This window comes from Flavobacterium riviphilum (genome assembly GCF_055231795.1).
The window spans coordinates 329442-354020 of sequence record NZ_JBUYSY010000002.1; the positions used below are offsets into that span (position 1 = coordinate 329442).

The window sequence follows — 24579 nt, forward strand, 5'->3', positions numbered from 1 at the left end:
GCAAACCTGCTAATGAGGGTTATTTTACAACCACTTTGTTAAAGTATTGTTTGAAAATACGTTCTGCTTTTTCAATAATTTCTGAGGATGGAGATTCTAAATCAGCAAAAGGGTATTCGAAGTTTAATAAATCCCATTTATGTTTTCCCATTTGATGAAAAGGAATAATTTCAACTTTATCAACTGTTTTATAATTGGTAAAGCGTTGTCCCCATTCATGTAAATATTCTTCTTGATCAGTCCAACCTGGAACCAAAACATAGCGTAACCACATTCTTTTGCCAGTACTTTCTCGGTATTTTGCTACTTTTAAGGTGGTTTTGTTTTTTAGTCCGGTTAGTTTTTTGTGCCAGTCATTGTTGATATGTTTGACGTCAAGTATCAATAAGTCTGTTTTTTCTAACAATTCTTTGGTATCATCGTCTAACACTCGTCCATTGGTGTCTAAACAGGTGTTAATGCCTTGTTCATGCAATTGATCGAAGAAAGTAATCAGTTTTTTTCTTTGTAATAAAGGTTCTCCTCCTGATACGGTTACACCGCCTTTTTTGGCAAAAAATAGTTTTTGATTGACGGCTTTTTCTACTAATTCAGATATGGGAACTAAAGTACCACCATGTATGTCTAGTGTGTCAGGATTTTGACAGTATAAACACCGAAATTGACAACCTTGTGCAAAAACAACCATGCGAATTCCAGGGCCATCATGCGTACCAAATGTTTCTAAGGAATGTATACGAAGTAGTCCTTCTTCTGATGGATTGGAATCGTTGTTAGATGGTGTTTGTTTTGGATAATACATATTTGGGGAATTTTTATTAAAAAAACCTGTTTAGTAACTTAAACTAAACAGGTTCAAAGGTAATAAATTATAATGTATTACATTCTTTCGTGGAATGTTCTACTGATAACCTCTAATTGGTGAGCTTTTGATAAACGAACAAAGTTTACAGCATATCCAGAAACGCGAATGGTTAATTGAGGATAATTTTCAGGATTCTCATAGGCATCCATAAGTGTTTCTCTGTTCAATACATTTACATTCAAGTGATGAGCTCCTCTTCCAAAGTATGCATCAAGAGTTGTTTTTAAATTCAATACTTGATCTTCTTTTGAAGTACCTAATGACTTAGGAATCATAGAGAATGTGTAAGAGATTCCGTCTTGTGCATCTTCGTATTTCAATTTACTAACTGAGTTCAAAGAAGCAATAGCACCATTTACATCTCTTCCGTGCATTGGATTGGCACCAGGAGCAAAAGATTCACCTGCTTTTCTTCCGTCTGGAGTTGCACCAGTGTTTGTACCGTACATTACGTTAGAAGTAATGGTAAGTAGTGAAAGAGTTGGTGTTGCGTTTTTATAAGCTTTGTATTTTCTCAATTCTTCTACAAAGATATTTGTGATTTCGATTGCAATATCATCTACGCGATTGTCATCATTTCCAAATTTAGGGAAGTCACCTTCGATTTCAAAATCAACAGTTAACCCTTGTTCGTTTCTAATAGGTTTAACTTTTGCATATTTGATTGCAGATAATGAATCCGCAATGATTGAAATACCAGCAGCACCGTAAGCAATATCAATTTGTGGGTCACTGTCAATTAAAGCCATTTGAGCTCTTTCGTAGTAATATTTATCATGCATATAGTGAATGATAAACATAGATTTAGCATAAACTCGAGCTACTTCTGCCAATGTCTTTTTGAATGAAGCCATTACAGTGTCGTAATCTAACACTTCATCTTTCATTTCAGGAATGTTATTGACAACTAACGCACCATGGTGTTCTTCGCGACCTCCATTTAATGAAAGTAATAAAGCTTTTGGTAAGTTGGCACGTGCTCCAAAATGTTGGATTGATTTTCCAATTTTTTGATAAGAAACGCAACATGCAATACCATAATCGTCAGAACCTCTATTTTCTTTCATCAAATCATCATTTTCATATTGAAGAGATGAAGTGTCAATTGAAACTTGAGCACAAAAATCTTTAAATCCTTGAGGCAATTCTTGCGACCATAAAATGGTTAAGTTTGGCTCAGGTGATGGCCCTAGGTTATATAAAGTTTGTAAGAAACGGAAAGACGTTTTGGTAACTTTTGTTCTTCCGTCATGAAATTGACCTCCGATTGCTTCAGTTACCCAAGTTGGGTCACCACCGAAAATTTCATCGTATGACCCTGGACGTAAGTGACGAACAATACGTAATTTCATTACGAATTGATCGATATATTCTTGAGCTTCTTCTTCAGTAATAATGCCTTCTTCTAAATCTCTAGTGATGTAGATATCTAAGAATGATGAAATGTTTCCAAGAGACATTGCAGCTCCATCTTGTTCTTTTACAGCACTTAAATAGGCTAAATAAGTAAATTGAACTGCTTCGTAGGCGTTTGTTGCAGGTTTTGAAACATCCACACCGTACGTAAGAGCCATAGTTTTCATGTCTTGTAAAGCATTCACTTGACTAGTAATCTCTTCTCTTAGACGAACTTTGTGTTCGGTCATGTCGCCAGTGATAGCATTAAAATCAGCTTTTTTTGCAGCAATTAAGGCATCCGCTCCATAAAGTGGTAATCTTCTAAAATCTCCGATAATTCTTCCACGAGCATAATTATCTGGCAACCCCGTCAATACGTGTTTTGAACGATACATTTTGATTTCACTATCATAAGCGTCAAAAACAGCTTGATTGTGATTTTTTGCATAATTGAAGATGTCAATGACACGATCAGAAACTTGTAATCCTTTTTCTTTAACTGCTGATTCAACTAATTTGATACCGCCAAAAGGTTTCATTGCTCTTTTAAGTAAAACATCAGTTTGTAAACCAACAATTACTTCGTTTTCTTTGTCAATGTAACCTGGACCAAATGCGGTAATTGTTGATATGGTATCAGTATCAACGGCTAAACACCCGTTGTTTTGTCTTTCTATAAGTAATTGTTTTTTACAAGCTTCCCATAATCTTGTGGTTTTAGCGGAAGGACCTGATAAAAAATCAGCATTGCCTTCATAAGGCGTAATGTTTTTTACAACAAAATCATAAACATCGACAGAGGAATTCCAATTCCCTTCTTTGAATTTTTTTGGGCTTGTTAAAGTTTCCATGTTATTATTTTTTCTTAGTTTGTAATTTACTTTTATTCAGTTGGTTGAATTGAAAGTAGTGATGCAAATTTACTAATTAAAAATAGTATAAAACATGAGATATATCATATGTGTCAAATGTTTTCAGATTTGAATGATATTTTTCTTTAAAAACAAAAAACACTAATTTTTATTTGTATTTTTTAATTTTTAATATTTTTTCACTGCATTTTATGCATCGTACATTTTAATAAAAAAATAAGAAAATGCTTAAATTGAAATATTTTTTCTTCCTGTAAATGAGGTGTTTATGAATAAAAGGTAATGAAATTGGACACTGCGTGAAATTAAAAATGATTGTTTGTTTTTTTACAACTTAAAATGTTTTTCAATTGCTTTTATCATTTCACCAGCGATATCTTTATTGGTTGCTCCTTCAATTCCTTCTAATCCAGGAGAAGAGTTGACTTCAAGTAAAAGGGGGCCTTTTGAAGAGCGAATTATATCTACACCTGCAACTTTTAAATCCATAGCTTTGGCTGCTTTGATAGCAATCTTTTTTTCTTCACTCGTAATTTTTACCACCGAGGCTGTACCACCTAAATGTATGTTGGCTCTAAATTCACCCGGTAAAGCTTCACGTTGAATTGCAGCTACTACTTTGCCATCAATGACAAAACAACGGATATCTTTGCCGTTTGCTTCTTTTATAAACTCTTGTACTAGGATATTTGCGTTCAAACTTTTAAAAGCATTGATTACGCTTTCTGCGGCTTTTTTGGTTTCGGCTAATACAACTCCTTTACCTTGGGTACCTTCTAATAGTTTTACTATCAATGGTGGCCCACCAACCATTTTAATTAAGTCGTTGGTGTCTAAAGGAGAGTTTGCAAACCCTGTAGTTGGTATGTCGACTCCATTATTTAAAAGGAGTTGCAACGAAAAGAGCTTGTCTCTAGATTGTGTAATAGCTGTAGAAGAATTCAAACAGAATACTTTTAGTGCTTCAAATTGGCGTGTTAATGCACATCCATAAAACGTGATACTAGGTCTTATTCGTGGTATTATAGCATCGAATTGGTTGAGTATTTTACCTCCTCTGTAGTGTATTTCTGGGTTTTTGGCATCCAATTTCATGTAGCATTCTTTTATGTTTAAAAAATGCATTTCATGACCTCGCATTTCACCAGCTTCCATAATTCTTTTGTTGCTATACAATTCAGGATTACTAGCTAAAACGCCAATTCTTAATCCGGTGGTAGCTTTTTTGGAATTTTTATAGAGTTCTAGTAAGCTATCCGAAGAAGGCTCTCCTAAAAGATATTTTTGTTCAGGATCAACCAAAACGCGACCACTCATTGCTTCTCTGCCTAACAACATACGAAACCCCATAGAGTCTCTATTGGTTAAGGTCATTTCAATAGTCCAAGAGTCGTTGCCGATTTTGAGTTGGGTTTGAATAACATACCGTTGTTCGCGAAAGCCACTTGAACTTTTAACTATTCGTTTGTCAATTAATGGTGCTTCACAGTGGATAACAGTTTTGATGTTATTTTGAATGGGGTTGATGTCAAATTTGACCCAATTACTGTCGTTTTTGATAAAAGGAGCAATGTTTATAGCGTGTAATGCAGATGTTTTTGCACCAGAATCAACTCTAGCTTTGATGGTAGGTATATTGAGTTCTGGAAAAGAACACCATTCTTCACTTCCTAAGATGACTTTGTTTTGTTGCATATAGTAATGGGTTTAAAAAGCAAAATTAATTTATTGTGCAATACGAAATGTTAAATTACAGAAAACAATTAGCCTGTTGAGATAATTTCTCAACAGGCTAAATTTGTTAAATATGGATGTTGATTAATTTGTAGGTTCTTCCTTTTTTTGAACATTGATAGATAGCTCAGTTGCTCCTTCTTCAATATCCATTAAAATTTCGTCACCCACGTTAATTTTTGAAGTTATGATTTCTTCGGCCAAGGCGTCTTCAACATATTTTTGAATGGCTCTTTTTAAAGGTCTAGCACCAAATTGTTTGTCGAATCCTTTATCAGCAATAAAGCTTTTGGCTTTATCTGTTAATGTTAAGGAGTAACCAAGGTCTTTGATTCTTGCATATAGTTTCTTCAATTCAATTTCGATGATCAAATTGATGTGTTCTTTTTCTAAAGAATTGAATACAATAACATCATCTATTCGATTTAAAAACTCAGGTGCAAAAGTTTTTTTCAATGCGTTTTCTATTACACTCTTAGAATGATCTTCTGCTTGAGCAACTTTGGCGGCGGTGCCAAATCCAACACCTTGACCAAAATCTTTGAGCTGACGGGCTCCAACATTTGAAGTCATTATAATAATGGTGTTTTTAAAATCGATTTTTCTGCCTAAACTGTCTGTAAGATAACCGTCGTCTAATACTTGCAACATCATGTTGAATACATCGGGATGCGCTTTTTCAATTTCGTCTAACAATACAACGCAGTAAGGTTTTCTTCTAACTTTTTCGGTTAATTGTCCTCCTTCTTCGTAACCAACATAACCGGGAGGTGCTCCAACTAATCTTGAAATAGCAAATTTCTCCATGTATTCGCTCATATCGATGCGGACAAGGGCTTCTTCGGAATCAAATAATTCTTTGGCTAAAACTTTAGCAAGTTGTGTTTTACCAACTCCAGTTTGCCCTAAGAAGATGAAAGAACCAATTGGTTTATTGGGGTCTTTCAATCCAGCTCTGTTTCTTTGGATGGAGCGTGCAATTTTTAATACGGCTTCGTCTTGACCAATTACTTTATTTTTAATTAATTCAGAAAGTTTGGCTAGTTTGTTGCTTTCGGTTTGTGCTATGCGATTAACCGGTATACCAGTCATCATAGAAACTACATCGGCAACATTGTCTTCGGTTACATTAATACGATTGTTTTTTGATTCTTCTTCCCATTGTTCTTGAGCAATGGATAAGTCTTTTTCAATTCTTTTTTCGTCATCGCGAAGTTTAGCAGCTTCTTCGTATTTTTGTTTTTTTACTACTAAATTTTTGAGTTCGCGCACTTCTTCAAGTTGACGTTCTAGATCTAAAATTTGCTTAGGAACATCAATATTTGTTATGTGTACTCTAGATCCTGCTTCATCTAGGGCATCGATGGCTTTATCTGGTAAAAAGCGATCGGACATATAGCGATCGGTTAGTTTTACACAAGCCTCAATGGCTTCTGGCGAGTAGTTCACATTGTGATGCGCTTCATATTTTTCTTTGATATTGTTCAAAATTGCAATAGTCTCATCTACAGATGTAGGTTCTACAATTACTTTTTGAAAACGTCTTTCTAAAGCGCCATCTTTTTCGATGTATTGACGATACTCATCTAGAGTAGTTGCACCGATACATTGTATTTCTCCACGTGCTAAAGCAGGTTTGAACATGTTGGATGCGTCAAGAGAGCCTGTAGCGCCGCCAGCACCTACAATAGTGTGAATTTCGTCTATGAAAAGAATGATGTCGTCATTTTTTTCTAGTTCATTCATCACGGCTTTCATGCGTTCTTCAAATTGTCCTCTATATTTGGTGCCAGCTACTAAACTAGCCAAATCTAAAGTCACTACTCGTTTGTTGAATAATATTCTAGATACTTTTTTCTGAATGATACGCAACGCCAAACCTTCAGCAATAGCGGATTTACCAACTCCTGGTTCTCCAATAAGAAGCGGGTTGTTTTTTTTACGGCGACTTAATATTTGAGAAACGCGCTCAATTTCTTTTTCTCTTCCTACTACGGGGTCGAGTTTGCCTTCTTCGGCCATTTCTGTTAAATCTCTACCAAAATTATCTAAAACTGGAGTTTTTGATTTTTTATTGGATTTGTTGACAGGATTGTTGAAACTGCTTTCTTTTAAACTGTCATCTTGTCCTGAATCGTCATTGTAGGATTCGTTTTTTGGTAGGTTATCAATAAAGTCTTGTTCGCTTGGAATCATGTTCAAGTACTGTTCTTTGGCTACATCATAATCTATTTTTAGTTTATTCAGTAGCTTGGTTGTTGGGTCGTTGGGGTTTCGTAAGATACACAATAACAAGTGAGCAGTACTTATGGAAGGGCTTTGAAAAACTTTTGCTTCTAGAAAAGTAGTTTTCAAGGCTCGTTCTGCTTGTCGAGTTAAATGTAAGTTCTTTTTCTCAAGATTACTCTCAAGGCTTATAGGGCTTGCGGGGCTTAGTATTTCAACTTTTCTTCGTAGATGATCTAAATCTACATCCAAATTATTCAAAATTCGTACAGCCTTACCATGTCCATCTCGTAATATACCTAACATCAAATGCTCGGTACCAATAAAATCATGTCCTAATCTAAGGGCCTCTTCTTTACTGTACGAAATAACATCTTTTACTCTAGGTGAAAAATTTTCATCCATGGGTTGAATTTTTAATATGTAAATTTACTGATTTACTCTGTAAGAACAAAAATCATTCCTAGTATTTTCTCTTGTCAGCTAATTGACAAAAAAAATAGAATACTTGTTGTTAAAATCAGAATTTTTTTTCAACTAACTTTTAATTTTGAGGTGTTAATAAATAAGAGAAATTTGATTGTTAAAAAGGCGAATAAAAATTTAGAAAGCCGTATATTGGCACGTTTTGAAATTAATATAATTATTTAATATAACAGCTTATGTCTGAAGGAGAAAAGTTAATTCCTATTAACATTGAAGATGAAATGAAGTCCGCTTACATCGATTATTCGATGTCTGTAATTGTATCTAGAGCGCTTCCAGATGTTAGAGATGGATTAAAACCTGTGCATCGAAGAGTACTTTATGGAATGTATGATCTAGGAGTTTTTTCAAATAAAGCTCATAAAAAGTCTGCGAGAATTGTAGGAGAGGTGTTAGGAAAGTACCACCCTCACGGTGATACTTCGGTGTACGATGCTATGGTTCGTATGGCACAAGAGTGGAGTATGCGTTATTTATTAGTGGATGGACAAGGTAACTTTGGTTCTGTGGATGGAGACAGCCCTGCGGCTATGCGTTATACAGAGGCAAGAATGAAAAAATTGTCTGAAGAAATAATGGCTGATATTGAAAAAGAAACCGTTGATTTTCAATTGAACTTTGACGATACTTTGTATGAGCCTAAAGTAATGCCTACTCGTGTTCCAACATTGTTAGTAAATGGGGCAACGGGAATTGCAGTAGGTATGGCTACCAATATGCCGCCACATAATTTGACAGAGGTAATTAATGGAACTATAGCGTACATAGACAATAATGATATCGAAGTTGAAGAATTAATGACGCATATTAAAGCGCCAGATTTTCCTACTGGAGGTATAGTTTATGGCTATGAAGGTGTTCGTGAAGCTTTTAAAACAGGTAGAGGCCGTATTGTGATGCGTGCAAAAGTAGGGTTTGAAGAAGTAGATGGGCGCGAATCAATTATTGTAACAGAGATACCTTATCAAGTCAATAAAGCTGAGATGATCAAACGTACGGCTGATTTGGTGAACGAGAAAAAAATCGAAGGTATAGCCAATATACGAGACGAATCGGATAGAAATGGTATGCGAATAGTATACATTTTAAAACGTGATGCGACTCCAAATGTAGTTCTCAATACCTTATATAAATATACGCAACTACAGTCTTCTTTCAGTGTCAATAATATTGCTTTGGTTAACGGTCGTCCGCAAATGTTGAATTTGAAAGATTTGATTCATTATTTTGTGGAGCATCGACATGATGTAGTGGTAAGAAGAACACAATTTGAATTAAGAAAGGCTGAGGAAAGAGCGCATATATTAGAAGGATTAATCATTGCTTCTGATAATATAGATGAAGTTATTGCGCTTATTAAAGCTTCTAAAAACACCGAAGAAGCTCGAGAGAAATTAATTCAAAGATTTAATTTGTCCGACATTCAGGCACGTGCAATTGTTGAAATGCGTTTGCGTCAATTGACTGGATTAGAACAAGACAAATTGAGAGCTGAATATGAGGAAATCATGAAGTTAATTGAGCATTTACGTGCTTTGTTGGCTGATGTGAACCTTAGAATTGCTTTGATCAAAGAAGAATTGATTGAAATTAGAGACAAGTATGGTGACGATCGTCGCTCTTTAATTGAATATTCCGGAGGTGATGTAAGTATTGAAGATTTGATAGCTGACGAAAGCGTGGTGGTGACGATATCTCATGCGGGTTATATTAAACGTACTAATCTAAGCGAGTATAAAACACAAAATAGAGGAGGGGTTGGTCAAAAAAGTGCAGGTACAAGAGATCAAGATTTCTTAGAGCATATGTTTGTAGCTACCAATCATCAGTATATGATGTTCTTTACTCAAAAAGGAAAATGTTTTTGGATGAGGGTTTACGAAATACCAGAAGGTACTAAAACGGCGAAGGGTAGAGCAATTCAAAATTTAGTGAATATCGAAAGTGATGATAAAGTAAAAGCGTATATTTGCACCCAAGATTTAAAGGATAAAGATTACATAAATAACCATAATTTGATTATGGTGACCAAACAAGGTCAGGTTAAGAAAACTTCTTTAGAAAAGTATTCAAAACCAAGAGCGAATGGTGTGGCTGCCATAACTATTAAAGAGGGCGATGAACTTTTGGAAGCTAAACTTACCAATGGAGAAAGTCAAATTTTAATTGCCGTTAAATCAGGTAAATTAGTACGTTTTGAAGAAACAAAGACTCGTCCTATGGGAAGAACCGCTTCTGGTGTTAGAGGAATTACTCTAAAAGACGAATCTGATGAAGTTATCGGTATGGTAACCGTAGATAAGGAAGATATTGCCGAGTCTCAAATTCTTGTAGTTACAGAAAATGGTTACGGTAAGCGTACGCGCTTGGTGGATGAAGATGGAGTTGATGTTTATCGTATCACGAATAGAGGAGGAAAAGGTGTTAAAACACTTAATATTACTGAAAAAACTGGAAATCTTATTTCGATTAACGCGGTGACCGATGCGGATGATTTGATGATTATCAATAAGTCTGGTTTGACTATTCGTATGGCAATAGAAGATTTACGTGTAATGGGTCGTGCCACTCAAGGGGTGAAATTGATCAATTTAAAAGGAAATGATTCTATTGCAGCAGTTACAAAAGTAATGAAAGATGATGCCGAAGACGCGGATGGGAATGAAAATTCCTCTGTAGAACGAGTTAAACCGGTACTCGAAGTGTTGGATGAAGAAGTAACCGATGATGACGACGAAGAGGAAGAAGATGAAATAGTTGAATCTGATGATCAAGAGGACGATTCAACCGATGAAGATTAATGATTAAATTTTTAAATATAAACTTGATAACTATGAAAAGTAAATATGTACTACTTGCTTCAACACTGTTGATTTCGGTAGTTTCTTTTGCGCAAAAAGACCAAATGAAAGCTGCAGAAAAAGCTTTAAAAGCTGGTAAATCTGATGAGGCAAAATCAATTTTGCTAGAAGCAGAATCGATCATGACTAATGCTAAAGATGTTGAAAAAGCTCAATATTATTTCATCAAAGGTAATGTAATGATGGATTTAGCAAATAAAGGAGTTGATAAAGATAATAATATGGCTTTAGCTGCTAAGTCATACCAAGAATTAGTAGAGTTTGAAAGCGCTATTGGAAAATCGAAGTATTCAGACCAAGCAAAAAAATCTATTGTAGATATTAAATACAAGCTTATCAATGATGCGATAGCCGACTCTAAAGTTGATAAAAATGATATTGCAGCCAAAAAATTGTATGATGCTTATTTGTTGGATAAAAAAGACACAATAAACTTGTATTATGCGGCTTCAACTTATGTAAATGCTAAGGATTACGATTCAGCATTAAAAAATTATGATGAGTTGAAAAAATTGAATTATTCAGGGAAAGGAACAAATTATTTCGCTGTAAATAAGATGACTTCACAAGAAGATATGTTTTCAACAGCATCTGAAAGAGATCGTATGGTGAAACTTGGTACGCATGAAAAACCAAGAACGGAAGCTATTCCTTCAAAAAGAGGTGAAATTTATAAAAATGTAGCTTTAATTTTGGTACAACAAGGTAAAGTAAACGAAGCTAAACAAGCTGTATCGGATGCAAGAAAAGCAAATCCTGAGGATACTTCACTTGCTTTAACAGAAGCTAATTTATATTTGGAAACCAAAGATTTTGATACCTATAAAAAATTAGTTGCAGAAATTTTGGCTAAAAACCCAAATGATGCTGATTTGGTTTTTAATTTAGGTGTTTTAAGCGCAAATGCTAAAAACTCTACAGAAGCAGAAAAGTATTATAAAAAAGTAATCGAAATCAATCCTAAATATACAAATGCCTATATCAATTTAGCGGCATTGAAATTAGAGAATGAAAAACCGATTATTGATGAAATGAATAAATTAGGAACTTCTGCCAACGATATGAAACGCTACGACGTTTTGAAAGCAAAAAGAGAAGACTTGTTTAAAAGTACAATTCCTTATTTAAAAACAGCTGTAGAATTAGATCCTAAGAATATAGATGTTGCTAAGACCTTATTAAATGTATACAGTGCATTAGAAATGATGCCAGAATACAAAGCTTTAAAAGCGTCTATTAAAGAATAACTTTTAAAGTTAAAATTCCAAACCGCCTCTAATCTACGAGGCGGTTTTTTTTTAAATTTTATTTTCAGAATGCTACATAATTTTTAATTGAATGTTATTTTTATATTTTGGTTGATACTTTTTTTTCTTTCATTTTAAGTGTAAAACCATTTTTGTGTTTAATTTAAAATAATCAATATGAAGCCAGTAGATTCATTTATTCTTGGACTTCCTCCGATGTATCAAAATATTGTGCTGCACTTATTGCAAGTTATCCAACGGGAATTACCCGAAGCGGAAGTGTTGTTTAAATGGGGGATTCCGTTTGTGTATCTTAAACAAAAACCTTTTTGTTATGTGCTTCCAAACGTTAAAACTAAATATGTTGATTTGGGGTTTGTAAAAGGTTTTATGTTAAAGAAACACCTAGATGTTTTAGAGGTAAAAAGCAGGAAAAACGTAAGATCACTTCGTTACTTTAGTTTGGAGGCTATAGACCATAGTGTGTTGGTTGATGTGCTAAAAGAAGCTAGTGAATTACAGTAAAATGTGCTTATAAGTAGGTGTGGAATCAGGGGTTGATTGATGGTCTGCAAGTGGTTTATTTGAGTGTTTTTCATTAATAGGTTAATGGTTGAATTGTTAATAAAAACCAAATAACAAATTGATAAATAAGTAGTTAGGATTTTTTTTTATAATTTTGAAAAGCTGATTTTATTAATACTTGTTTTTTTTGTTTTTAATAAAAATAGATTGCTATTCTTTGTAATAATTCAAAACTTATCAACGAAAACGTTTGAATCTTGTAGTTTTTATTAAAAAATTAATAATTTACTTTAGAAAAAAAAAGGTATTTACTAAATTTACATATTAATACTAAAAAAATGTCAAAAGAAATAAAAAAAATAGGAGTACTCACATCTGGAGGTGATTCACCAGGTATGAATGCGGCTATACGTTCCGTAGTTCGTACTTGTGCATTTCATAATATAGGATGTGTTGGAGTTTATAGAGGATATCAAGGAATGATCGATGGAGATTTCGTTGAGTTAGGTCCTAGAAGTGTAAATAATATCATCAACAAAGGAGGAACCTTTTTGAAATCAGCACGATCAGCTGAGTTTAGAACCCCAGAAGGTAGAAAGAAAGCCTATGACAATTTAGTTAAGCAAGGTGTAGATGCGCTAGTTGTAATTGGTGGAGATGGATCGTTTACAGGTGGTTTAATCTTTAATACTGAGTTTGGTTTTCCTGTTATTGGAATTCCTGGTACAATTGATAATGATATCTATGGTACAAGTCATACTTTAGGTTATGATACAGCCTTGAACACTGTAGTAGAAGTGATAGACAAGATTAGAGATACAGCAAGTTCACACGATAGACTTTTCTTTATTGAAGTAATGGGTAGAGACGCTGGATACATTGCTTTAAATGCAGGTATAGGTGCAGGAGCTGAAGAGATTTTAATTCCTGAAATTGATTTAGGTTTAGAACGTCTTTTAGATTCATTACAAAAAAGTAGAAATTCAGGAAAAACATCAAGTATAGTTGTAATTGCGGAAGGGGATAAAACAGGTAAAAATGTTTTTGAACTTAAAGATTATGTTGAAGCTAATTTCCCAGAATACGATGTTAAAGTGTCTGTGTTAGGGCATTTACAAAGAGGTGGAGCACCTTCGTGTTTTGATAGAGTGTTGGCCAGCCGCCTTGGTGTAAAAGCTGTTGAGTCTCTTTTAGAAGGAAAATCGAATTACATGGTTGGAATTTTAGAAGATAAAATCCAACTTACTCCATTAGAGCAAGCAATCAAAGGACATACGGAAATTGATAAAGAGTTACTCCGAGTATCGGATATCATGTCAATTTAGTCTATATATTAAACAAATAGTAATAATTAAAAATTAAGAAAAAATGTCAAAAGTAAAATTAGGAATAAACGGATTTGGTAGAATCGGTAGAATTGTATTTAGAGAATCTTTCAATAGAGATAATGTAGAAGTAGTAGCTATCAATGATTTATTGGATGTTGATCATTTAGCTTATCTTTTGAAATATGATTCAGTTCACGGTAGATTTAATGGTACTGTTGAAGTAAAAGATGGTCAGTTATTTGTAAACGGAAGACATATCCGTATTACTGCAGAAAGAAACCCAGCAGATTTAAAATGGAACGAAGTTGATGTGGATGTAGTAGCAGAATGTACTGGTATTTTTACCACTTTGGAAACTGCAAACGAACACATTAAAGGAGGTGCTAAAAAAGTAATTATTTCTGCACCATCTGCTGATGCTCCAATGTTTGTAATGGGAGTAAATCACGAAACTGCAAAAGCTTCTGATGTAATTGTTTCAAATGCTTCATGTACAACTAACTGTTTAGCACCATTAGCAAAAGTAATCAATGATAATTTTGGTATCGTTGAAGCTTTGATGACCACTGTACACGCTACAACTTCTACGCAAATGACTTGTGATGGTCCTTCTAGAAAAGACTGGAGAGGTGGTAGAGCTGCAGCAGTAAACATTATTCCTTCTTCAACTGGAGCTGCCAAAGCGGTAGGTAAAGTTATTCCAGAATTGAATGGGAAATTAACAGGTATGGCGTTCCGTGTACCAACTGCTGACGTTTCTGTTGTAGATTTAACTGTAAAAGTTGCAAAAGAAACTTCTTATGAAGAAATTATGGCAGCTTTGAAAACTGCTTCTGAAACTAACATGAAAGGTGTGTTAGGGTTTACAGAAGATGCTGTAGTATCTCAAGATTTTATTTCTGATAAAAGAACTTCTATTGTAGATGCAACTGCTGGAATTGGATTGACTTCTACTTTCTTCAAATTAGTTTCTTGGTATGATAATGAATATGGATATTCAAGCAAACTAATCGATTTGTCTGTACATATTGCAGGATTAAAATAATTATAAATGATTCAATAATCCGAAAGCTTCGGCTTTCGGATTTTTTTTGCATTCATGTATATTTTTGATATATTTGAATGTATTAATAAAAATTTTAAGTATATGAAATTAATTGTAGATAGTGGTTCAACAAAAGCAGATTGGATTGCGATTGACGACAATGGAAAAATATTGTTTACAACGCAAACACTAGGATTGAATCCAGAGATTTTAGATGGAAATGAAATTGTTGATCGCTTAAATGATCGTTTTGATATTCTTCAAAACAAAAAAAATGCCACACACTTATTTTTCTACGGAGCGGGTTGTGGTACTAATAGAATGAAATCTGCATTAGCGCAAGTTTTTCAAGAATATTTTCCAAATGCTGTTGTTACTGTTGAAGAAGATACCTATGCGGCAGTATTTGCAACTACTCCTAAAGGAGAAAAAGCAATTGTGAGTATTTTAGGAACGGGTTCAAATTGTAGTTATTTTGATGGAAAAGTATTGCATCAAAAAGTTCAATCACTAGGTTATATTTGTATGGATGACTGTAGTGGTAACGTTTTTGGAAAAGAGTTGATTAGAAAATACTATTTCAACAAAATGCCAAAACACTTAGCTGAAGAGTTTGAAAAAGATTACAATGTAGATCCTGATTTTATTAAAAATAAATTGTACAAAGAGCCTAATCCAAATGCTTATTTGGCCACTTTTGCTAAGTTTTTAATTAAAAACAAAGAAGATGAATTTTGCCAAAAAATCATATTTAAAGGCATGAAATCTTTTGTTAAAAATTATATCAAGCAATACGATAACTATCAAGAAGTTCCAGTTCATTTTGTAGGATCTATTGCTTATTATCTTAAAGATGAATTACAAGTGATTTTTGATAAATATGAAATTAAACTTGGAAATGTGTTGCGTAGACCAATTGATGGGTTGATCGCTTATCACGTGGCAAATAGTTAATTCTTTGCCGTTAAAATTTCAAAATTATAACAATTACACTATATCCTAACAAAAAATGATTTGTTTAGATATAGTGTAATTTTTTTTATAGTACTGCAATCATAGAAATTTCAATGTTTACATTTTTAGGTAAACAGGCCACTTGAACTGTTTCGCGAGCCGGAGCGGTCTTTTCATCAAAATAAGAACTGTATACTTCATTGATGGTTGCAAAATCGGTCATATTCATTATAAATATAGTTGTTTTGACCACATTTTCAAAAGTCATATCAGCGGCAGCTAATACGGCCTTTAAGTTTTGCATCACTTGTTCTGTTTCTTGTTGAATTGAATCGGTTATGAGTGCTCCTGTTTTCGGATGAAGCGCAATTTGCCCTGAAGTATATAAGGTGTCTCCTTTTAAAATGGCTTGATTGTAAGGGCCAATAGGAGCAGGTGCGTTTTCGGTGTAAATTACTTTTTTCATAAAATTAATAATAAAAAGGTTTTGTAATAGTAGATTTTAAGATTGCTTTGTCCGTCTGTAAAAATGATTTATCAGTTGCTTTTAAAGCTAATTTCTTTTAAAAGTACTGCGAATATTGTTTATAAAATTATCGTATAACTCTATCGTTAACACGACGTTTATTCCATTTAATATCACTAAGAACGCCTGATTTTATTCCTATGAAAAAATTCCAGTTGGAATATTCGCCAAAAGGGGTCCAATTAAAATCCATTCGCCAGCTCAATAAATCTCTTTCAAATCGAATTTGAGTAAATGTTACTCCTTTTTGTACAAAATCATAACCTGTAGAAATTCCCGCTTTCCATTTTGGAGTTAGGTCAGCATTGGCAGAAATCATAATAGAATTGTTTATGATTTTTCTTTCTCTATTGTTATTGCCATAGGTCAAAGAATATGCAAAAGTCATATCCCAAGGTAAGAGTGATTTGAAGAACGTAGCTAAAGCATCTTCATTGTTTCTGCTTTCATCGGAATCATCAAATTGACTTTTTTGATTTAAGACGTCGTTACTTTTTCCAAATAAATCATCTTCTCGGCCACCGTTTCGAACTACTTGATCATCTTTTTTTGTAGTACCATCAAAATCTGTACTTGCTATGGAATAATTTATGGTTAAATTGGCACTTGTCATTCTAAACAAACTACCGCCGTTGTTTATGTTGTAAACATTGATTCTCTTTCCGGAATTATCAATTGCATAAGGGTCTAATGTAGCACCAAAATTCACACTCATCTTATCTTTGAGCAATTGTGTTCCGCCACTTACTCTTACTGGAGACCAAGCTAATGTGTTTTTTCCGTCTGCATTTAAATCGTAACTGGTAGATAAGTTAAAATTGTTCAACAGCATTATTTTTTTAGGTTCTACCTTGGTAGAGTCGCTATCGGTTACTTTGGCCTCAAAGGTATTACTCAGGTCAAAGCCTATGTTATTCGAGTTGTTTAAGCCGGGTACCCCATAGATGCCTCCTTCAAAACGAGTATAAGGTTTTATCATTGTGCCACTAGCGTCAGTAGCATATGTGTCATAATATTTTTCAAAACTTGGTGTATATCCGTAAGAAATCGAAGGACGCATGACATGACGTATAGATTGAATTTTCTTGTTTTTACCAAAATTGAAAGTACCATATATTGTGGTCCCTATGCTGCTCGAAAAAGAGTAAGTTCTAAAAGCGTCGAAACCGTTAATGGTTTGGTCAACAACTTGGTTTTGGTCTTTGTCAAAATAGCGATTGATGGTCTTTAAAGTCCATGTTTCTTGGTAGTTAGCAGATGCTGAAGCACTAAAATATTTGAATAACTTGAAGTTGGTACTAATTGGAATAGAATGTTGCATACCAACTTGGGCATCTCTAAACATTTGAGGTTTAAAAAATAAAGAGTCAGTTGTTACAAAACTATTTCTACCGTTTAGGTTATATTGTAGGTTGATGTTTTTTATAAGTCCTTTTTTAATTCCATCCCCTTTCGCAAAAGGGAAGATTCTGTCCACACTTAATTGAAGTGTAGGTAGTGTCATGTTGATTTGACTAGTTTGAGTGTTTTGTGAATGTGTAGCAGATAAAGACATTCTAACTTGCGGAATGGAGTTGAAATTTCTGGAATATGAAATCGATGAACTCAAGGTATTATTCAAGTTAGAACCAAGATTGGCAACATTGATGGATTGTTGGTAATATTTACTACTTCCTAAGTTAACAGATGCTGAAAAAGTAGAATTAGGATTAGATTTTGAGTCTTTCGAATGCGACCATTGGATATTATAGATGGTTTGTTTGGAATAGTCAGGATACCCTCGTTCACTATTGATGAGATTTTCGAATCTAAAATTGAAATTTCCTCTAAAATTATAGCGTTTAGCATAGCTTGATTCCACACGCATTCCATAACTTCCATTGGTATAGTAATCCCCTAAAACCGTTAAATCGTACTGATCACTTAAAGCAAAATAATATCCAAAATTTTGTAGAGAAAATCCACGTACATTCGAATCATTGTAATTGGGAAGGATTATCCCTGAGATACTAGTTTCTTTACTCATTGGGAAATATGCAAAGGGTAGCCCAATTGGAGTGGGTACGTCAGCAATCACCATATTGGTTAATCCTGTAATTACTTTTTTTCCTGGTATTAATTTTACTTTGTTGGTCTGAAAATAGTATTCAGGATTGTCAATGTTTTTGGAAGTGGTAAAACGAGCTCCTCTTAAGAAATATACCGAATCGTTTTCTTTTTTGGTAATAGTTGCTTTAACTTTAAACTCTCCTTGATCGGTTCTAGAATTCCAAATAATGGCTTTTTTGGTTTTAAAATTAAAACGTATTGAGTCGGGTTCCACTATATTACTTCCTTGTTTGAAGTTTGGATATTGGGTGTATTTTCCTGTGGAATCTTTAATTCTTCCGGCATATACTTCATTTTTATCATAATCAAGGACTATGATTCCGGATTTTAATTCAATATCTTGATAATATAGTTCAGCCTGATCATGTAATGTAATAAGTTTTTTCTTTTGATCAATTTTGGCGTAATTTTTGGCTTTATAGCGCACTTTGTCCTCTAAAAAAGGCTTTTTTTTCTTAATAGAATCAGTAGATGTAGAATCTTTTAAAGGAGTTACATCTAGAGGTTTGGGAGTTGATTTTTTGTTTTTAATTTTAGTATCCGCAGTAGTAGGAATCGAAGTTTTGTTTTTCTTGATATCTTGAGAATATGATGAAACACTTCCTAAAATTAATAGAAATGATAGTAAAACGATATTAAATAAGTTTGTACGCAATGGTTTTAATACTATTTTTGTAGAAATGATTGCTTAAATAATGAAGCATCAAACTTACATTTATTTTTTGCAAAAATAGTCATTTAGCAAAACTATAGACGATGTGTCTTAATAAAATAATTTTAAATTTATGAATACAAAGTTTTCTTTGAAAGTATTATTTGCTATTTCTTTTCAGTTTTTTGCCTTGATTGCTTACAGTCAGGCGGATGTGTTTCGGGTTGCACTTGATGCTGGTCATGGTGGGCATGATAGTGGCGCTAAGTATAGTGGCCGCGTAGAAAAGGATGTAGCTTTAGCAGTAGTGTTAAAAGTAGGAAAAATATTAGAAGAAACAAAAAATATTGAGGTAATTTATACAAGAAAAACAGATGTTTTTGTTGATTTAATTGAGAGAGCCAATATAGCTAATAGAGCAAGAGCTTCAATATTTGTATCCATACATTGTAATGCTAACAAAAATACTGCTGCAGATGGTACAGAAACCTATGTAATGGGGATGACCAAGATTGCCTCTAACTTAGAAGCGGCCAAAAAAGAGAACTCCGTAATTACATTAGAAAAAGATTACAAGCAAAAATACGAAGGTTTTGACCCAAATTCTCCCGAAACAATGATTGGTATGACCTTAATGCAAGAAGAGTATTTAGAAAATAGTATTTCTCTAGCTGCAAGTGTGGAAGAAGAGTTTGATTTGTTAGGTAAGAAAATTAGAGGCGGAGGTGTTAAGCAAGCCCCTTATATGGTTTTACACAAGGCTTATATGCCAAGGATTTTAATTGAAATGGGATTTATTTCTAATCCTATAGAAGGAGCAGTTTTGGTTTCTGAAGAAGGTCAAAATGATCTTGCAAGGGCTATTGCAAAAGCGATAATTCGCTATAAAAATGAATTTTATAGTGCAGATGTAGTTGATAATTTTCCATCTACCAAAAGTCAAGTGACACCAGTTAAAGATGCAAATGAAAAACCTAAGGAAGTTGCAGATACAGTCAAAGCATCAACCAATTCGGTTGCTTCGACCGTTTTCAAAGTTCAATTATCGGCAAGCTATGTAAAATTAGATTTGCAGCCTAAGAACTTTAAAGGATTGAATTTTGTTTCCATGGAAACCGATAATAACTTGTATAAATACTTTTACGGCGAAACTACCGACTATAATGTTGCTAAAGAGAATTTAAAAATGGCAAAAGCAAAAGGCTTTACTTCTGCTTTTTTGACAGCCTATAAGAATGGTACTAAAATTAGTATTCAAGATGCCATTAAATAATCCTTATCAATTCAATTTTTATTTTATTTTTGCCTAAAAATCTATATATTTTGAAATTAACAAGAGAAATTAAAACCGCAATTATTGTCATTACTGCCATTCTATTATTCATTTGGGGATATAGCTTTTTGAAAGGCAGTGATTTGTTTACAGAATACAAAACATACTATGTTGAATATGAAAATGTGGAAGGGGTAATCCCTTCTTCTAACGTAACTTTAAATGGATTGGTTATAGGAAAAGTTACATCTATAGTTATCAATCCAACCACAGGAAAACTTAAAGTAGAACTTCAAATAAATACTGATTTTCCTATCTCCAAATCAAGTTTAGCCGTTATTTATGAGCCTGGTATAATCGGTGGTAAGCAAATTGCTATCCGACCAAATTTATCCGATAAAAATTTATTGGAAGATGGAAGTTATTTGAAAGGTAGTGTTGAATTGGGTATGGCTGCAAGCTTAGGCGAAAAATTGGTTCCTTTACAAGACAAGATTGAAAAACTATTAATCAATGCGGATCAGTTAATTACTGGTTTTAATACTGTGTTAGATGAAAAGGGGCAAGCTGATTTAAAAAACAGTTTGTCAGAGCTTAACAAAACAATGATTCAATTTCAAAAAGCATCAGTTAGTATCAATGAAATAATGGATAAAAACAAGTCTAATATTAACGGTGCGGTTACTAATTTTAACAAGATATCTAACAATTTTTCTAAAATTTCTGATTCTCTTCAAAAAGCCAACTTGGGTAAAACTGTAAAAGATTTGAACAAAACGCTTTTAAGTGTTAATACAATAATGGGTAATTTGCAAGCAGGAAAAGGGTCAATGGGAAAATTACTTAACGATGAAGTTTTATATAATAATTTATCAAAAACTTCAAAACAATTGGAGTTACTTTTACAAGACGTTCGATTAAATCCAACCCGTTATATCAACGTTTCTGTTTTTGGCAAGAAAAATAAACCATATCTTGCACCTGCAAGTGATACTATACTGATAAACCAATAACTTCCCATTATGAAATTTATAGACAACATTTTATTTGCCATGCTTTTGATAGTAGGGTTTGGCTATTTTTTTAGAAATGTTAAAAAGATTGTTCGAAATATTAAGTTAGGTACTTCTATAGATAGATCGCAGCATTCTAGTCAACGTTGGAAAAACATGGCCATGATAGCTTTAGGTCAATCCAAAATGGTGAAAAGGCCTTTGGCAGGAATATTACATATTGTGGTCTATTTGGGGTTTATCATTATTAATATAGAGTTATTAGAAATTATCATTGATGGTTTGTTTGGAACTCATCGTGTGTTTGCTTTTTTAGGAGCAACATATGACTTTTTAATCGGATCATTTGAAATTTTGGCGGTATTGGTCCTAATTTCAGTTTTTACATTTTGGTCTAGAAGAAATATTATCCGTTTAAAGCGTTTTGTAAGTTCAGATTTAGAAGGGTTTCCGAAGAATGATGCCAATACTATTTTATATTTTGAAGTAGTTTTGATGTCTTTATTTTTGTTAATGAACGCTACAGACTTGCATTTACAACAAGTCCCAGGTGGTTTTTCTCATTTTATTAAAGCAGGTGCGTTTCCTGTGAGTCAATTTATAGCTCCTATATTCAATGGAATGTCAAACTCTTTAGTAATGCTTTTATCTGAATTGTTCTGGTGGTTGCACATTATTGGGATATTGATATTCATGAATTACCTCTATTTTTCTAAGCATTTGCATATTATATTGGCTTTTCCTAATACGTTTTTTGCAAATTTGAATCCAAAAGGTCAGTTTGATAATTTAGCATCGGTAACCAAGGAAGTGAAATTAATGTTGGATCCCAATGCAGACCCTTTTGCGGCTCCAGCTGATGCTAATGCTGTGCCTAATAAATTTGGTGCGTCTGATGTTATGGATTTGAATTGGGTACAGTTGATGAATGCTTATACCTGTACCGAATGTGGTCGATGCACTTCAGCATGTCCTGCCAATCAAACCGGAAAAAAACTCTCGCCGAGAAAGATTATGATGGACACAAGAGACCGTTTAGAAGAGGTAGGTAAAAACATAGATAAAAATAATGGAGTTTTTGTTCCTGATAATGTTTCGTTACTCAACAATTATATTACGGCCGAGGAGATTTGGGCATGTACGTCATGCAATGCTTGTGTGGAAGAATGTCCAGTATCCATCAATCCTCTTTCTATAATTACTGACTTGAGACGCTATCTGGTTATGGAACAAAGTGCAGCACCTATGCCTTTGAATGCGATGATGTCCAATATTGAAAATAATGGAGCTCCATGGCCTTATAATCAACAAGATCGATTGAATTGGAAAAATGAAAATTAATGTTTTTTAATTTTCTTACTTGAATTTAAGATAGTAACAGAACAGTTTTACTGTTTTTAAAAATACACCATATGTCAGAAAATTTAGTAGTGCCAACCATGGCCGAAATGCTTGCTCAAGGCAAACAACCTGAAGTGTTATTTTGGGTAGGTTGTGCAGGTAGTTTTGATGATAGAGCCAAAAAAATTACTAAAGCTTTTGTTCGAATTTTGAATCGTTCGAATGTTTCGTTTGCAGTATTAGGTACCGAAGAAAGTTGTACGGGTGACCCAGCAAAGAGAGCTGGTAATGAGTTTTTGTTTCAAATGCAAGCCATGATGAATATCGAAGTCTTGAATGCTTATGAAGCCAAAAAAATTGTTACTGCTTGTCCTCATTGTTTTAATACCTTGAAAAATGAATATCCTGAGCTTGGAGGGATTTATGAAGTAGTGCATCATACAGAATTTTTAAAATCTTTGTTGGAGGAAGGCAGATTAACTATTCAAGGAGGTCAATTTAAAGGAAAAAAAATCACTTTTCACGACCCTTGTTATTTGGGTAGAGCCAATTCGATTTATGAAGCGCCAAGAAATTTAATTGAGAAGTTGGATGCTGAATTGGTCGAAATGAAGCGTTCAAAAGCAAATGGATTGTGTTGTGGTGCTGGTGGAGCTCAAATGTTTAAGGATGCAGAAAACGGAAATAAGGAAATTAATATTGAAAGAACAGAAGATGCATTAGATACAAATCCTAATATTATTGCTGCTGGCTGTCCGTTTTGTAATACAATGCTCACTGATGGAGTAAAAAATAAAGAGAAAGAAAATCAAGTTCAGGTCTTGGATATCGCTGAACTTATTGCAAATGCTGAAGATTTATAATTTAAAAAATTAAACCATGTGGGTACCTTTTGAAAGTTTACCGTTGTCATCAAAAGTTTGGATTTATCAATCCAATAGAAAATTTTCTGATGAAGAGATGAAAGAAATTGAAGTTTCAATTCAATCTTTTTTGAATGAATGGGCCGCTCATGGAACGAGTTTGGAGTCCTCATATTTACTAAAATACAATCGTTTTATTATATTAGCAGTAAATCAAGAAGTTCAAACAGCTACGGGTTGTTCAATTGACTCTTCTGTTGCTTTTATTCAAAGTTTGGAGCAAAAATATAATGTTGATTTATTAGATAAAATGAATGTGACTTTTAAAGTTGGTGAGCATATTGCACATAAGCCATTGATTGATTTTAAAAAAATGGTGAAAGACAAAGCAGTTACCGAAAACACAATTGTATTTAATAATTTAGTTAATACGATTCAAGAATTTAATGAATTTTGGGAAGTGCCTGCTATGGATAGTTGGCATAGCCGATTTTTTTAGTTTACAATGAAAGGCTTTTTAAATTTCGAGTTAAAAAGCCTTTTTTTTATTTGTATCTCATAATTTATTTTCGCCCTTTTCGGTATTTTTTACTTAACTAACAATAAGTTGAGTTTCTATTAATAATACTCTTTTATAATGCGTCATTTCTTTTTTTTAGGTTTCTGTTTTATTTCGTTGAATTTGTTTTCTCAATCTATTGATGTCGAAATATTAGAATCCGTTCATGTTAACAGAAATCAAAAATTGGATTGTTTTTTTCAGCAATTAACACATACGTATGCGTTAGGAAGTATTGGGGCGCCAGCTACCATGTATGTTGTTGGTTTAGTGAAAAAAGACGATGTACTTAAACAAAAAGCCATAGAAATTGGTGAGTCCGTTGCAGCATCTGTATTTATAACGGTAGCATTAAAAGAAATAATCAAAAGAGAACGCCCATTTGTAAGTCATCCAGAATTTCAAAAATTAACCTCAGCAGGTGGTTACGCGATGCCATCGGGACATAGCTCAATTACTTTTGCAACTGCCACTTCATTAAGTATTGCTTATCCAAAATGGTATGTCATTGCACCATCTTTTTTATGGGCTACAGGCGTGAGTTATTCAAGAATGCATTTAGGTGTACATTATCCTTCGGATGTTTTAGTTGGGGCTTTACTCGGTAGTGGCTCTGCTTACTTAACACACAAAATTAATCGATGGTTCGATAAGAAAAGGCGTTCAGAAAAATGATTTCTTTTTGGTTTTTCTTAACTTTTA

18 protein-coding genes are annotated in these 24579 nt (G+C 33.6%); 12 read left to right on the top strand and 6 right to left on the bottom strand.

The window, feature by feature from the left end:
• Positions 1-19 precede the first annotated feature (19 nt).
• From pflA to ACZIX2_RS04155, 4 genes are all read right to left on the bottom strand, one after another.
• The gene (gene pflA, locus ACZIX2_RS04140; RefSeq protein WP_463338817.1) at positions 20-802 is read right to left on the bottom strand and encodes a pyruvate formate-lyase-activating protein; all 783 of its coding nucleotides are present in this window, start codon (positions 800-802) and stop codon (positions 20-22) included.
• 77 nt (positions 803-879) lie between these two features.
• Positions 880-3114: a formate C-acetyltransferase gene (gene pflB / locus ACZIX2_RS04145; protein ID WP_463338818.1), complete on the bottom strand. Its 2235-nt coding sequence runs from the start codon at positions 3112-3114 to the stop codon at positions 880-882.
• A gap of 348 nt (positions 3115-3462) precedes the next feature.
• The gene (rimK, locus tag ACZIX2_RS04150; protein ID WP_463338819.1) at positions 3463-4830 is read right to left on the bottom strand and encodes a 30S ribosomal protein S6--L-glutamate ligase; all 1368 of its coding nucleotides are present in this window, start codon (positions 4828-4830) and stop codon (positions 3463-3465) included.
• Positions 4831-4953: 123 nt separating this feature from the next.
• The gene (locus ACZIX2_RS04155; RefSeq protein WP_463338820.1) at positions 4954-7500 is read right to left on the bottom strand and encodes an ATP-dependent Clp protease ATP-binding subunit; all 2547 of its coding nucleotides are present in this window, start codon (positions 7498-7500) and stop codon (positions 4954-4956) included.
• Between the two features lie 257 nt (positions 7501-7757).
• On the opposite strand from ACZIX2_RS04155, the gene gyrA reads away from it, so the two are divergent.
• The 6 genes from gyrA (at position 7758) to ACZIX2_RS04185 (ending at position 15541) form a co-directional block, all read left to right on the top strand.
• Positions 7758-10382, top strand: coding sequence for a DNA gyrase subunit A (gene gyrA / locus ACZIX2_RS04160; protein WP_463338821.1), 2625 nt, complete (start codon positions 7758-7760; stop codon positions 10380-10382).
• Positions 10383-10414: 32 nt separating this feature from the next.
• Positions 10415-11689, top strand: coding sequence for a tetratricopeptide repeat protein (locus ACZIX2_RS04165; protein ID WP_463338822.1), 1275 nt, complete (start codon positions 10415-10417; stop codon positions 11687-11689).
• A 177-nt stretch (positions 11690-11866) separates the two neighbouring features.
• Positions 11867-12214, top strand: a complete 348-nt coding sequence (locus ACZIX2_RS04170; RefSeq protein ID WP_463338823.1) for a DUF1801 domain-containing protein — start codon at positions 11867-11869, stop codon at positions 12212-12214.
• A 338-nt stretch (positions 12215-12552) separates the two neighbouring features.
• Entirely contained in the window at positions 12553-13539 is a 987-nt protein-coding gene (gene pfkA, locus ACZIX2_RS04175) for a 6-phosphofructokinase (protein WP_463338824.1), read from the top strand.
• Between the two features lie 43 nt (positions 13540-13582).
• Entirely contained in the window at positions 13583-14587 is a 1005-nt protein-coding gene (gap, locus tag ACZIX2_RS04180; protein WP_463338825.1) for a type I glyceraldehyde-3-phosphate dehydrogenase, read from the top strand.
• 102 nt (positions 14588-14689) lie between these two features.
• A complete protein-coding gene (locus ACZIX2_RS04185; RefSeq protein WP_463338826.1) occupies positions 14690-15541 on the top strand; it encodes an N-acetylglucosamine kinase in 852 nt (283 codons plus the stop codon).
• Positions 15542-15626: 85 nt separating this feature from the next.
• Here the strand turns inward: ACZIX2_RS04185 and ACZIX2_RS04190 are convergent, their stop codons facing one another.
• Together ACZIX2_RS04190 and ACZIX2_RS04195 are read right to left on the bottom strand one after the other, a co-directional pair.
• Positions 15627-16007, bottom strand: coding sequence for a RidA family protein (locus tag ACZIX2_RS04190; RefSeq protein ID WP_463338827.1), 381 nt, complete (start codon positions 16005-16007; stop codon positions 15627-15629).
• Positions 16008-16134: 127 nt separating this feature from the next.
• The gene (locus ACZIX2_RS04195; protein WP_463338828.1) at positions 16135-18831 is read right to left on the bottom strand and encodes a putative LPS assembly protein LptD; all 2697 of its coding nucleotides are present in this window, start codon (positions 18829-18831) and stop codon (positions 16135-16137) included.
• A gap of 130 nt (positions 18832-18961) precedes the next feature.
• Here ACZIX2_RS04195 and ACZIX2_RS04200 point away from each other — a divergent pair, with 130 nt between their 5' ends.
• The 6 genes from ACZIX2_RS04200 (at position 18962) to ACZIX2_RS04225 (ending at position 24552) form a co-directional block, all read left to right on the top strand.
• A complete protein-coding gene (locus ACZIX2_RS04200; RefSeq protein ID WP_463338829.1) occupies positions 18962-20101 on the top strand; it encodes an N-acetylmuramoyl-L-alanine amidase family protein in 1140 nt (379 codons plus the stop codon).
• Positions 20102-20151: 50 nt separating this feature from the next.
• Entirely contained in the window at positions 20152-21114 is a 963-nt protein-coding gene (locus tag ACZIX2_RS04205) for an MlaD family protein (RefSeq protein ID WP_463338830.1), read from the top strand.
• Positions 21115-21123: 9 nt separating this feature from the next.
• Entirely contained in the window at positions 21124-22455 is a 1332-nt protein-coding gene (locus ACZIX2_RS04210; protein WP_463338831.1) for a 4Fe-4S dicluster domain-containing protein, read from the top strand.
• A gap of 71 nt (positions 22456-22526) precedes the next feature.
• Complete coding sequence (locus ACZIX2_RS04215; RefSeq protein ID WP_463338832.1) at positions 22527-23318, top strand: (Fe-S)-binding protein; 792 nt, start codon at positions 22527-22529, stop codon at positions 23316-23318.
• Between the two features lie 16 nt (positions 23319-23334).
• Entirely contained in the window at positions 23335-23817 is a 483-nt protein-coding gene (locus tag ACZIX2_RS04220; RefSeq protein WP_463338833.1) for an ABC transporter ATPase, read from the top strand.
• Positions 23818-23955: 138 nt separating this feature from the next.
• Complete coding sequence (locus tag ACZIX2_RS04225) at positions 23956-24552, top strand: phosphatase PAP2 family protein (RefSeq protein ID WP_463338834.1); 597 nt, start codon at positions 23956-23958, stop codon at positions 24550-24552.
• Positions 24553-24579: the final 27 nt, after the last annotated feature.